The sequence below is a fragment of the Paenibacillus azoreducens genome (assembly GCF_021654775.1).
GTDB lineage: Bacteria > Bacillota > Bacilli > Paenibacillales > Paenibacillaceae > Paenibacillus_AQ > Paenibacillus_AQ azoreducens.
Genome location: NZ_AP025343.1, coordinates 3430727 through 3444449, shown reverse-complemented (window position 1 = coordinate 3444449; position 13723 = coordinate 3430727). Strand labels below are relative to the sequence as shown.

The 13723-nt window shown below is 46.8% G+C and carries 9 protein-coding genes; 6 read left to right on the top strand and 3 right to left on the bottom strand.

Annotated features, from left to right (window positions below; all coding sequences use genetic code 11):
* Positions 1–16 precede the first annotated feature (16 nt).
* From opp3b to L6442_RS15095, 5 genes are all read left to right on the top strand, one after another.
* On the top strand, positions 17–943 hold the full coding sequence (opp3b, locus tag L6442_RS15120; RefSeq protein ID WP_212977973.1) for an oligopeptide ABC transporter permease: 927 nt from the start codon (positions 17–19) through the stop codon (positions 941–943).
* The gene (gene opp3C, locus L6442_RS15115; RefSeq protein WP_212978068.1) at positions 943–1959 is read left to right on the top strand and encodes an oligopeptide ABC transporter permease; all 1017 of its coding nucleotides are present in this window, start codon (positions 943–945) and stop codon (positions 1957–1959) included. Before opp3b ends, opp3C begins: the two co-directional genes overlap by 1 nt.
* A gap of 12 nt (positions 1960–1971) precedes the next feature.
* The gene (locus L6442_RS32845; protein WP_212977974.1) at positions 1972–3966 is read left to right on the top strand and encodes an ABC transporter ATP-binding protein; all 1995 of its coding nucleotides are present in this window, start codon (positions 1972–1974) and stop codon (positions 3964–3966) included.
* Positions 3967–3978: 12 nt separating this feature from the next.
* Positions 3979–4278: a DUF3899 domain-containing protein gene (locus L6442_RS15100; RefSeq protein WP_212977975.1), complete on the top strand. Its 300-nt coding sequence runs from the start codon at positions 3979–3981 to the stop codon at positions 4276–4278.
* A 540-nt stretch (positions 4279–4818) separates the two neighbouring features.
* On the top strand, positions 4819–7731 hold the full coding sequence (locus L6442_RS15095) for a collagenase (protein ID WP_212977976.1): 2913 nt from the start codon (positions 4819–4821) through the stop codon (positions 7729–7731).
* 79 nt (positions 7732–7810) lie between these two features.
* Here the strand turns inward: L6442_RS15095 and L6442_RS15090 are convergent, their stop codons facing one another.
* Entirely contained in the window at positions 7811–9478 is a 1668-nt protein-coding gene (locus L6442_RS15090; protein WP_212977977.1) for a peptide ABC transporter substrate-binding protein, read from the bottom strand.
* Positions 9479–9554: 76 nt separating this feature from the next.
* The gene (locus L6442_RS15085; protein WP_272880341.1) at positions 9555–10622 is read right to left on the bottom strand and encodes a M24 family metallopeptidase; all 1068 of its coding nucleotides are present in this window, start codon (positions 10620–10622) and stop codon (positions 9555–9557) included.
* A 257-nt stretch (positions 10623–10879) separates the two neighbouring features.
* Here L6442_RS15085 and L6442_RS15080 point away from each other — a divergent pair, with 257 nt between their 5' ends.
* Positions 10880–11878 (top strand): ornithine cyclodeaminase family protein, encoded by a 999-nt coding sequence (locus tag L6442_RS15080; RefSeq protein WP_212978070.1) that lies wholly within the window; start codon positions 10880–10882, stop codon positions 11876–11878.
* Positions 11879–11897: 19 nt separating this feature from the next.
* Here the strand turns inward: L6442_RS15080 and L6442_RS15075 are convergent, their stop codons facing one another.
* Positions 11898–13646, bottom strand: a complete 1749-nt coding sequence (locus L6442_RS15075) for a sigma-54 interaction domain-containing protein (protein ID WP_212977978.1) — start codon at positions 13644–13646, stop codon at positions 11898–11900.
* Between the last annotated feature and the right edge of the window lie 77 nt (positions 13647–13723).

The window sequence follows — 13723 nt, the reverse complement described above, 5'->3', positions numbered from 1 at the left end:
TTATGGAGGTAGGTTTATGGGGAAATACATTGCAGGAAGAATTGGATATATGATCATCACCTTTCTTGTAATCGCCACGTTTACTTTCTTGCTCATGCAAACGCTGCCAGGATCGCCGTTTAATGACGAGAAGCTGTCCCAGACCCAAAAGGAAGCCTTGTATGAAAAGTATGGGCTGGATAAACCTGTTGCCCTTCGCTACGTCAAATACATGGCAAATATATTGAAGGGAGACTTGGGAGAATCGTTTCAATTTGAAGGTCGGCCCGTCACCAAAGTCATAAGTGAAAGAATCGGGGCATCTGCAGTGCTCGGCGGTCAGGCTATCATTCTGGGGACCGTAGTGGGACTGCTCCTCGGGATGTTCGCCGCCTTAAAGCAAAACAGCGCTCTGGATTATTCTTCGATGATCATATCCGTACTTGGCGTATCTATTCCTTCTTTCGTATTTGCCGGTCTGCTTCAGTACTGGGTCGGCGTCAGACTTCAATGGCTGCCAATTGCGTTTTGGGACGGGTTTGCGAGCAGCATTTTGCCGACGATCTCAATGGCTGTCGGCGTCATTGCAACGATGGCCCGGTTCATGCGCACGGAGATGATCGAGATTCTTAGCCAGGACTACATCGTGATGGCCAAAGCAAGAGGATTAAGCGGTACTGCCGTTTTGTTCAGGCATGGACTGAGGAACGCCCTGATTCCAATCGTCACTTTGCTCGGACCGATGACCATTAACTTAATGACGGGAACGCTGATTATCGAGCAAATATTCAGCATTCCCGGCCTTGGCGAGCAGTTTACCAGATCCATCATGACGAACGACTATCCGATGATCATGGGAACAACCTTATTTTACGCCGCATTGTTTATCGGAATCGTGTTCGTCGTCGATCTGTTGTACGGCGTCATTGATCCGAGAATACGCCTGACGGGAGGAAAGCAATGATGAGCACTCAAATCAAAACGTATACAGAGGATTTGTTTGAAGCGGCTGAAAACTCGATGGTAGGGCAGGAGGCAGTTGCAGGCCGAACGTTAACGTATTGGCAAGATACTTGCAAGCGTTTTCTTAGAAATAAAGCCGCTTTAATTGGATTAATAATTATTACGATTCTTGTCATTATGTCGATTATCGGCCCTTCGATGAGCAAATTCGGATTCGATGATCAGGATCTGGTACGCTCTAAGCTGCCCCCTAAAGTGCCGGTTTTAGAGAATATAAGCTGGCTTGGTTTTAGCGGCAAGGATATGAACGGAATCGACCAATATGCCAGAAAAGGCGTTACCGACTATTTCTGGTTCGGCACGGATGAGCTCGGCAGGGACCTGTGGACACGCGTCTGGCAAGGCACCCGGGTATCCCTTTATATTGCTCTTCTCGCAGCGGCCATCGATCTGATTATCGGGGTGGCCTACGGCGGCATATCCGCATTTTACGGCGGAAAGGTTGATAATGTAATGCAGCGGATTGTCGAAGTATTGGTGGGAATCCCCAACCTGATTGTCACTATTCTGTTGATTCTGGTATTAAAACCGGGCATTATGACGCTCACGATCGCGATGGTTTTAACCGGTTGGATCGGCATGGCGCGGATCGTGCGCGGTCAAATTCTCAAGCTGAAGGATCAGGAATATGTACTGGCAGCCAGAACGCTTGGCGCTAAAGACTTCCGGCTTTTGTGGAAACATCTTATACCGAATACGCTGGGACCTATCATCGTCACGTCCATGTTCACCGTTCCCGGCGCCATCTTTACGGAAGCCTTTCTCAGCTTCATCGGGCTTGGCCTTCAACCGCCGGTCGCATCGCTTGGCACACTTGTTAATGATGGATTTAAGATGATGCGGATTAATCCGCATATGATGATCTCATCATCCGTCATTATTAGTTTGATTATGATCAGCTTTAATTTGCTGGGTGACGGTCTTAGAGACGCGCTGGACCCCAAAATACGCAGATAGGAGGAAGCCTGAATGGTGGAAAATTTGGTTATAAAAGATTTGGCCGTCACTTTTAACACGTATGCGGGAGAGGTTCAAGCAGTTCGGGGCGTCTCGTTTCAATTGCAAAAAGGGGAAACGCTCGCTATTGTTGGCGAGTCTGGCTCGGGTAAATCTGTCATGGTTAAAAGCATCATGAGACTGATCGATAAATCTATCGGCAGCATTAAACAGGGAGAAGTATGGTTTGAGGGAGAGGATCTGCTTCAAAAAACCGAGAAGCAGATGCAGGGCATTCGAGGCTCATACATCTCGATCATTACGCAAGATCCGATGACTTCATTAAATCCGACGATGACGGTCGGCAATCAGATCATGGAGTGTATCCGAAAGCATCAGCGTGTCAGCAGGAGCAAAGCCAAAAGGGAAGCGATAGAGCTGCTGGAAATGGTCGGGATTCCGAATCCGGAACTTAGAATCAAGCAGTATCCGCATCAATTTTCCGGCGGTATGCGCCAGCGGGTGTCCATAGCGATCGCCCTTGCGTGCAAACCGAAAATATTAATCGCCGACGAACCTACAACAGCGCTGGATGTGACGGTTCAAGCGCAAATTCTGGAGCTGCTTAAGAATTTGCAGAGCAAACTTGGCATGTCGATCATTTTCATCACACATGATCTTGGTGTCGTGGCTGGCCTGGCCGAACGTGTCATCGTCATGTACGCGGGCAAAGCGGTGGAGGTAGGGACGGTCGACGAAATTTTTTATGACCCCAGACATCCATATACTTGGGGACTGCTCGGTTCCATGCCGGGGCTCCATGCAGAAGAGGGGACATTATATTCCATCCCGGGAACGCCTCCCAATATGATGTCGCTGCCGAAAGGGGATGCTTTTGCGCCGCGCAACAAGTATTCGCTCAAGATTGATTTTATGGAAGAACCGCCAATGTTTCAAATTTCCCCCACGCATTATGCTGCCACCTGGTTGCTGCATGAGCATGCACCAAAGATTAGCCGTCCGTATGTATCCCCAAGCCAACGGGAGCTGCATCTTCATGATCCTGACAAAGCGAAAACGTTGCAGGCTGCCCGGGAGAAATTGGTGGCCGTGGAGAATCTGAAAAAATACTTTCCACTAGGCAAAGGTCAAATTCATAAAGCCGTCGACGGTCTTACTTTTGATATCTACAAAGGCGAGACACTTGGGCTTGTGGGGGAATCCGGCTGCGGCAAATCAACGACCGGAAGAACCCTCATCGGTTTGTACACAGCCACGTCAGGCAAAGTTCTGTATGGAGGCGAAAACATATCCGGGCTGAATTCTCTGGAAAAACGCCAGCAAATGAGCCGCCGTATGCAGATGATTTTCCAGGATCCTTACTCAACATTAAATCCGCGGATGACTGTAGCGGATATCATTGCCGAAGGGGTGGATATCCACAGGTTTGCCAAAGATGCCGGGCAGCGGCGGGAATTTGTGTATCAGTTGCTGGAGGCGGTGGGGTTGAACCGCGATCATGCGAACAGGTATCCTCACGAGTTCAGCGGTGGTCAGCGTCAGCGGATCGGCATCGCCCGCGCATTGGCCGTGAGTCCGGAATTCATCATCGCTGACGAGCCCATCTCCGCGCTGGATGTATCCGTGCAGGCTCAGGTCGTGAACCTGCTCAAGCATTTACAGAAGGAAAAAGGGCTCACGTATTTGTTCATCGCACACGACTTGTCCATGGTGAAGCATATTAGCGACAGGATAGCCGTCATGTATCGGGGACGCATTGTGGAATTGGCAGACAGTGCCGAGCTGTATGAAAATCCGCTGCATCCCTATACGCGATCTTTACTTTCGGCTATCCCCGTTCCCGATCCTGTCGTGGAACGTAAACGCAAACGAATCGTATTTGATCATGCTATGTACGCAAAAAATGATGCCAGCCGCGTCTTCCGGGAAGTGGAGCGGGGGCATTGGGTTGCTTGTACGGATGAAGGTGTAGAGCCTGCGCTGCGGCAGCATCAGGCTCGAACTTAGAGGAGGGAGGCAATGGAAGCAAAAGATTCTTTGTTCATGGAACTTGTCAATCTTTTATCGATTATCTCTTTGCTGCTGCTGATGGCGGGGGCCGGCATGTTGGTGCTGCAAGGCGGGTTGTTCAACGGGTTTTTGCACAGCTGCAGGCGGTTTTTCCAACACTCGACCAAACAGGGAGAGTATGCGTCCCGCTTTCACCGAGAAGAAAAACGATGGAAGGAATGGGGCAAGTTCAGGTTGACTTATCCTTTATTGCTGTCGGGAGGAATTTTGTTTATCTTCACGTATGTGTGTTCCATCTTGATGCATTGAATTCATTTCACGGCCATTTATCTGCGCTGCATGCGAAGGAATGGCTGTTGTTTTTTTCCAATTATTTTGATCCTTCGGCGTCATTGAACTGTCTAAATTGTTGGATGCATGTTGCGATCTGTTCAAAAAATGGACACATTTTAGCCGCTAATCCGGTGTAAAGGTTGGAATGCATTTTGCATGTTGGGGAAGGTATCCGGTAAAAAGAGGAGGGAAAACCGTCATGTAAATTTAAGGTGAGCTAACGCTTTTGGTTCGCTCAAACGATCAGGATCCGACTGTAAGACGTTTGGAGATGATCTGCTACCAATTTTGAAAGGAAGTGTGTGCAGTATGGGCTTAATGGGTCGTAAAATTGGAATCTGCATTGTTACTAGCTTGATTACAGCTTTGGCAATGAATGGTTTGGGAACGACAATTCTGGCACAATCACCAGATGTATCGTCCCGGATGCTGCAGACAGTAAGTCTGAATGCAGACCGGACAGAAAGCAAGGCTGCAAGTAAGGCACCAAGTCAGAATAGAGGTCAGGAGGCAGAAATGCATGCGCCAAAGGGTTTAAATCCTCCCGGTAAATTGACGGAGCCCAAGGGAACGGATGAGCCTCTTTGCGACCTCGGAGGAGACCGCTCTCCAAAGGACCCTGCAGGCATTGTTCCTGAAGGAGCTCCGCCACAAGTACAATCGCCGCATCAAAGCCAAAGCGCGCCGTTTCGTGATACAGACGTGCAAGGGAACCAAAGTCAGCTAAAGGCCGTCGAGATAAGAAATTATACAATGGCGGAATTAAATAAAATGAGCTACGCGGACTTAACTGCCCTTCTTCCAAAGCTGCGATGGACCCATATTCCCGAATTATTCGCGTATAATAACGATACTGCGGAATTTTATGGCGACAGAAACCGGATGGAGGCGCTTATCGCCGCTTTGGCAAATGCCGGAAGAGATTATACGAAAGACGACAGCAAAGGAATCGATACACTCGTGGAAGTGCTCCGATCCGCTTATTATCTTGGTTACTACAATCGGGATACCTTGGGTTACATCAATGAGTGGGAATATCGGAAGAAGATCATCCCAGCTTTAATCGCCATTGAGGATAACCCTAATTTCGAAATCGGTACGGCAGAGCAAAATAACGTCATTGCTGCATTTGGCAGAATGATTGGGAATACCGCTGTCAATGCGGAAGTGATCAATGGAGCCACGAAAATTTTATTGCAGGCGGAGCAAAAATTTGATGCTTACAATCATGCAAACGGAGGAGAATTCTCCGCTGTATATGAACTTTTAAAAGGAATAAATTTTATTCTAAACAATGTTTTGGACGAACAAAATGTTCCAAAGCAACCGGATTATATCGGTACATTTGACCCCTTTATTGAAGCAATCGGCAAACTCTCCCTTCACACAAATTACTCGCCAAACCACCAATGGTTTCTCTATAACACTATTTATTACTCCGGACTGTTCAGTAAATTCAGCAGTAACCCTTCCTCAGTGAATGAAATCTTGACGCGAGATATGGAGATTTTCCCCCAGTACAGCTACGCTTATATGCAAGCGGCAAGCTCCATCAATCAAATTTTTAACGGTATGAATTCAAAAGGAATCGCGATTCACTATGACCAGCTTGTGAACGAAGCAAAACATTTTTATTTTCCAAAACGCTATACCTTCGATGACGGCCAAATGATCATGTACACTGGAAAAGACGTAACGGACGACAAAATAGAGCGCCTGTATTGGGCGTCAAAAGAAGTTAGAGCGCAGTTTTACCGAATAACCGGCAGAGATGTTCCATTAGAGCAAGGCCATCCTGATGATATTCTCAGCATCTATATTTACAACAACAAAGAAGAATATAAGATCAATCTACTCTTGAACGGTCTTGAAACTCAAAATGGCGGAATTTATATTGAATCCCAGGGCACTTTTTATACGTGGGAAAGAACCCCTTCCGAAAGCGTTTACACTTTGGAGGAACTGTTTCGGCATGAATTTACCCATTTCCTGCAAGGCCGTTACCTCATTCCGGGTTTTTGGGGAGAAAGCGAAATTTATCGGAATGACCGAGTTACATGGGTGGAAGAAGGAGGTGCGGAACTGCTAGCAGGTTCAACAAGGGAAAACGGTATTTTGCCTCGCAGGTCCATGTCCCAGGGGTATTTATATGATCCAGTCACTTCATGGATGAATGCGAATGAAGTCGTCCACGCGAAATACAATGGATTTCGATTCTATACTTTTGCTTATCAGCTTCAATATTATCTTTATGAAAAGCGGCCGGATGTATTAGAAAACATTGCAAACTTGGTCCGCAGCAATGACGGAACGGGTTATGATGCATACATGAACGTTTTGGGGCAAGATGAACAGCTAAATAAGAATTATATCGACTCGGCTATAGATTTGCGCCAAAGGGCAGATGCGGGGCAATTAACGATACCGCTTGTCGCAGAGGACTATTTACTACGCCATCCTGTTCGACCGCGTTCAACCGTTTTGAATGATATCAATCAGGCCATCAACTTAACCGACATCCGGACGGAAGAGCATTCTTCGGAACTGCTTAATACTTACGTGGTCCGGGGAACTTATACCGGAGGGATAAGCAAGGGGATCATTGAAGATCGAAAAGCCATGAATGAAATCGTTGACAATTCATTAAAAGCGCTTGATCATTTGCCATGGAGCGGCTATAAAACCATCACGGGATACTTCGTAAACCACCGATTGGATCAAAATAATCATTTTGTTTTTGATGTCGTATTTCATGGTGTATCGCCGGATGACTCAAGTAATCCCACACTCCCGCCAGTGGTTGATATCCATGGACCCTATGAGGGAACTGCCGGATACGCTTTGCAATTTAATAGTGAAGGAACATTCTCGCAAAACGGGACGATCACCAATTATGAATGGAATTTCGGCGATGGCACAACAAGCTCGCTGCCTAATCCCACTCATGTTTATAAAAAAACTGGTACCTACAACATTAGCTTGAAAGTAACGGACAGCAATGGAGTAACGGAAGAGCAAACAACGACGGCTGTGATTCGTCAGCTTGACAAGGAAATAAAGCCCAACAACAGAATTGAATTGGCAAACGGTCCGCTGCCATTTGACTTCAATTTTCCTGCGACGATGGACCAATCCGATACGGCAAGCTATTTTTACTTCGAGTTGGAGAACGCCGGAAAGGTCCACCTCGTTGTCACCCAACCGAACGGCATGGATTTAACCTGGGTTTTGTATAAAGAGAGCGATCTTCAAAACTACTGGCAAGATTCGCGGAGGAATGGAAATCTTCAGGAGAACACATTCGATGCACCTGCAGGTAAATATTATCTGCTTGTATACAAGAATTCAAATACGCCAAGCAATGTCGGAGCATATAATATTAAGGTATCCGTTGACGAAGCGAGTCCAATTGAAACGCAAAACAACTGAATAGTCCCATAAAAGAAAAACAGCCATTTCCCCAATTGATTTCAGTTTAGGGAAATGGCTGTTTTTTGTCGGCGTATTATTATTTCTTTTTGCCTTCGATATAGGTCCATTTATAGCTGGAGTACACGCCAAAGGGATGCGTCACATAATCTTTCACATAAGATTTGGACAAGCGGGCGATTGCTTCTTGATACATCGGGATGATTGCCGCATCTTCTTCAAGGAGAACGCGCTCTGCTTCTTGCATCGTTGTCCAGCGTGCGGCAGGATCCGTTGCATTTCTTACATCATCAATAAGTTGATCGTATTTGGCGCTTTTGTACTCCGATTCGTTGTAGGGCGAGTTTGACGTAAAGTTCTCCAGGAATGTCATTGGATCCGGGTAATCCGGTCCCCAGCCGGAAGAGCTTACATCATAATCTGCCTTTTTTTCCAGTGCGAGTTTTTGTTTTTGCGGCTGCTGGTTGATCGTAACGGTAAGACCGGGAAGGTTTTTCTCCCATTGATTTTTCAGGTATTGGCCGATGGTCTTGGATACATCGCCTTCATAGTTCAACAATTCAAGTTTGATGCTGGTTTCGCCAAGTTCTTTAAGACCCTGCTCCCAATATTTCTTCGCTTCATCCATTCCGCCTGTGTTGAAACCCTCTTCATGCTTGGCCCTGAAGTCCTTGCCGTCCGGTCCCATAACAAAACTCTTCGGAACAAGATAGTTGGCCGGAGTGGAGCCGTTGTTCAGGATGACGTCGGTCATATCCTGTCGGTTCCACCCCATCGTCAATGCTTTGCGTATATTGATGTTTTTCAAATATTTATTTTTTTGGCTCATCCGCAAGAAGCGCATGCCAGGATCAGGATAGGCAACGTATTCGGGAGACCCTTTGTACTGCTCGGTATATTCGGATGTTAAGCCGGTCATATCCAGTTGGCCGGCTTCATAAAGGTTCATTCTAGTGCTGTTGTCTTTGACGATTTTAAAATTGATCGTTTCCAATTTCACCGTCTGCGCATCCCAATAGTCGGGGTTTTTCTTGAGAACGTAGCCTTCTTCGTGCTTCCAGGAATCCAGCACGAACGGTCCGTTATAAATCGCTTTATCCGCTTCCTGTCCGTAGTCTTTTCCTTGGCCCTCCACATACTCTTTGTTTTGCGGCAAGAAAACAGGAGCTGTTATCAAATCCAGAAAATAGGGGACGTTCTTGGAAAGCGCGACTTGAAACGTATGATCGTCAATGGCTTTTACGCCAAGCTCTTCGATTCCCTTCTTTTTGTTATGGATATCCAAGCCGTTGACGATATCGTCAAAGAAGGAGGCATAGGGGGATAAATTTGCCGGATCGAGGGCTTTTCTCCAGGCATAATCAAAATCTTTGGCCGTAACCGGTGTTCCGTTACTCCACTTGGCATCGCGCAGATGAAAGGTATACACTTTCCCGTCTTCACTTACTTCGTAAGATTCGGCCATACCTGGAGTCGGCTTGCTTGTCTTATCCAGCCGATAAAGGCCTTCAAACAAGTTGTTCTGAATCGCGATCGTAGGATTGTCGATGAGTCCGAGGCTGTTGAGCGTCGTAATTTCTTGTCCCGCCGCCAGATTAAGGGTCTGTTCCTCCTTTTGGGCATCTTCCGTTGCTTTCACTGGCGGATTTGTTTTTGACTCCGTCGTTGGAGCAGACTTGTAGGTACACGCTGTTGTCATTAAGATTGCAAGGCTTAAAGCCAGCAATAATGATTTTTTTATTTTCATGAATCGATCACCCTTCTCATCATTGTGAATGAATATTGGGCCTGACCGTGAAGATGACAGCGGTTTCAATTTTTGTCTACAAAACAATAAGCTCTCTTGAAGCGGTTGTGATTATTTCATGTCCCGAGTCGGTGATCAATACATCGTCCTCGATTCTGACGCCTCCGAGGTTAGGGATGTAAATCCCGGGTTCGACTGTTACGACCATACCTGGAGCCAGAATTTTTTCTGAAGTTGTCGAAAAGAATGGTTCTTCGTGAATATCCAATCCGATTCCATGACCCGTGCCGTGACCAAAGTAATCGCCATATCCTAGCGATTCGATGTAATGATGCGTAAAGATGTCTATTTCGCTGCATAATGTCCCCGGTTTCAGTAGGGCGATACACTTCATCTCTGCTTCCAGCACAATCTGATAAATATCTTGCAATTGTGCATCGGGCTCACCGATGGCGATCGTTCTCGTTATATCGGAGCGGTAGCCTTTGTAATATGCGCCGAAGTCAAGCGTAAGCATATCGCCGTTTTCAATGATTTTCTCACTGGCCAAGCCGTGGGGAAGGGCGGAGCGGTGGCCGGAAACGACGATTAAATTGAATGCGGAGCTGTCAGCCCCATGCTTGCGCAAAGTTGATTCCAAGGTATTGGCTATTTCTTTTTCGGTAAGTCCGGGACGGATATATTCAAGAATTTCGGCGAAAGAAGTGTCAGCGATTTGCGCGGCAGTGCGCAGCAAGCCGATTTCAGTTTCGGATTTAACCATACGCAGGTTTTCTAAGACTCCGGCAACAGGGACCAACTCGGCAGCGATCTCATTTTGAAATTTCTGATAAGTACCAAAAGTGAGATGTTCTTTTTCGAAGCCCAACTTGGTCATGTTCATCTTCGATGCTTCATCGGCAATTTGCTGGATCATCGAAGCTTTAGACCCCCGAACGATTTCAAATCCGGCTTCTTGAGCACCGGCCTGCTCGACGTAACGAAAATCAGTGATCAGCTTCGCTTGATTTTTAGAGATCAGCACAGTGCCTGCGGTACCGGTAAATCCGGTGATATAACGGCGGTTGCTTGCGCTCTCGATCAGCATGCCGTCCAGCTCGAGGGTTTCCATAACCTCCCTAAGCTTTTCAATCCTAGTTTGCACATCAATTCCTCCCAATCTGTTTCAAATTGATTTCTACATTTATTTTCCTTGCAAAAAAAATGCCAGCTTTATGCCAACGCAAAACAATATTATTTGTGAATGTCAGTGTCTAAAATTTGAAATGACAGCCGTGTTTTGTATAGAGAATTAGACATGATATGTCGTTTATTAGCGCGAAACGAGTTGGAATGTTCTTTGCATTAGGAAAGGAAAGGGGGAAAGCCCTCTACTCATAAACAGAGAGGAAGGAGATGTCCATGCTATTTTTATCTTCGCATGATCAACGCAAAGTAATCAAAATGGGGGAAGTCATTGACGCGGTCAGCGTTGCTTTGTCCGAGTATTCAGGGCAGCGCGCTATCACTCCCATCCGTACAGCACTCTATTTGAAAAAATCGGAGGGAACTTCGTTATTTATGCCGTCATTTGTTGAAGCGGCAAACAGTTTGGGCGTGAAGTTCGTTTCGGTGTTTCCGAACAATACAGCCATGGGAAAAAAGACGATTTACGGTTTGATGGTACTTGCAGACACAGAAACGGGGGAGCCGCTAGCCATCCTGGAGGCGTCTTATTTGACGGTAATCCGGACTGGTGCCGCATCAGGGCTGGCCAGCAAACTCATGGCGAAGGAAAATGCGAAAGTGCTAAGCGTCATTGGAACCGGGGCGCAATCCAGAGGAATCATTCAAGCAATAAGAGAAGTACGTCCCATCGAGGAAATACGATTGTATAATCGGCATGCGCACAAAGCCTATGAATTGGCGCACGAACTGATGGAATCCGCCGAAGCGGAGCAAAGGATGCTGGAGATAACGGTTGCCAGTGATGCAGACCAGGCCATAAGGGAAGCCGATATTATCGTCACCGCTACGAACTCCATACATCCTGTTTTCAGCAAAGAAGCGGTCCCATCGGGCGTCCATGTGAATGCGGTCGGTTCCTTCCGTCCGGATATGCAAGAACTGCCGACTCATCTGATCGCCCATGCCGACAAAATCGTCGTTGAATCCAGGGAAATGGCATTAGAGGAGTCGGGCGACTTCATTATCCCCGAAAAGCAGGGCCTCTTTGATCCGGCCTCTATTTACGCAGAATTAGGGGAGATCGTCTGCGGATTGAAGCCTGGCCGCGAGCGGCATGACGAAACAACGGTGTTCAAATCAGTAGGACTGGCTGCTATGGATGTCGTCGTTGCCAAAGCGATCTATGATCGGGCGTTGTCTGCTGGCGTTGGCATGCAGATCCCCATGACATAAGGACTTGTTAGTTTGAACCTTAATCGAATATACCGAACTTGTTCATTTTGTTGTACAGCGTTGCCCGCGATAGGCCAAGCCGTTTGGCGGCAGCCAGCTTGTTTCCGTTTTCCATTTTCAGTGCATACAGGATGATTTGCTTTTCATGCGCTTCGAGCTCCTCTTGCAACGTTTGAAACGCTCCTGTAGTTGGTACAACCTGCGGCAGATCCTTGCCGTTTCTGTTCGATAAGATCGATAACGGTAAATAATCCCTTTCTATCGTGCCATCAGATGAAAACACGACTAATCGCTCAATCGTATTCCGTAACTCGCGGATATTGCCCGGCCAATGATAATGGAGCAAATCCAGGAGAACTTCCTGCGGAATGTCTTGGATCAATCGGTTATAGCTTAAGGCAAACTCGTTAAGGAAACAATGAGTCAGTTCGATTATGTCCTCTCTTCTTTCCCGAAGCGGGGGGACAACTAATGTAACCACATTCAACCGATAATACAAGTCTTCGCGGAAGTCTCCTTTTTTGACCTGCTCTTCCAAATCGCGGTTGGTAGCGGCAATAACCCGGAAGTCGGCATTTAATTGCTTGGTTCCGCCTACCGCATAAAACTTTTTCTCTTGAAGCACACGCAGAAGCTTGACTTGCATCTCCAGAGGCATTTCACCGATTTCGTCCAAGAATAAGGTACCGCCTGCGGCCAGCTGGATTTTTCCCTTTTTGCCATTAAGATCAGCCCCGGAGAATGCTCCCTTTTCATAACCGAAAAGCTCGCTTTCAAACAGGGATGGCGGAATAGCACCGCAATTGATGGCTATGAAAGGAGCGTCAGGTTTCTCCCGAATATCATGAATAGCCTTGGCAAAAAGCTCTTTGCCAACTCCGCTTTCACCGAGAATAAGCACGGTAGCCTTGGTCGATCCGATTTTTCTGCACATATCGACTGTGCGCTTGATAGCTTTGCTTGTTCCTTTGATCTGGCTGAACGGATCGGATGAGGGATTCAAGTGAGCCATTTGCTGCTGGAGCTGATGAACCTTGGATGTTGCGTTAAACAATTCTTGATTCAATCTGACCTCGCTGGTGATGTCGGTTTCCGCAACGACGGAACCGATAATTTTCCCATTGAGCCGAATCGGATTCGAGTTGATCAGAACATATATGTCTGGCCGCGGCTGGTGCAGTTTTTGGAAGACGCCTTCTCCGGTCTTGTGCGTCTTTAAGATTTGCAGCATATCGACGGGGAAAAATTCAGGCATCGGTTTCCCTAAGATATCCTTCGCCTTAATTGAAAAAATTCGTTCGGCTCCTGGTGTCCATACGACTGTATTTTCCTGATCATCGATCATGGAAACCGAGGCATCCATCGTTTCGATCATGGCTTCAAAATAAGCTTCCAAGTATTGGTGTGACTGATAACAAGCGGCAAGTGCGTCCGCGGCGGTAACATAACCGACAGGATGGCCTGTCAATTCGGTCACCATGATGTAATCGCTTTCTTGAAAGAGCGGAATGATGTCATTCATCGTCGCTTCTTTGCTGACCGATCTTGCAGTTTGCCAAGGGATGCGATCGAGGTCCATTCCGTTCGACCCATCACTTTCTGGATCAACATAAAGCTGATTTCCATCCCTAAAAAATAGAATCATATCTCGGTCCGATTGCAAGGAAGGTAAATATCGCTCCAAATGCTGACTGGTATCGTCATTATTTTCAATGAAACAATAATTGGTTCGGATAAGTTCGGTGACGGCAGGAGCTTTGTGCTTCATTGGGCTTACCTCGCTTTATATGGGTTAACATGTTGGTTAAATTATACACGCCGCCCTATAACTTGTAAATTTGCGAT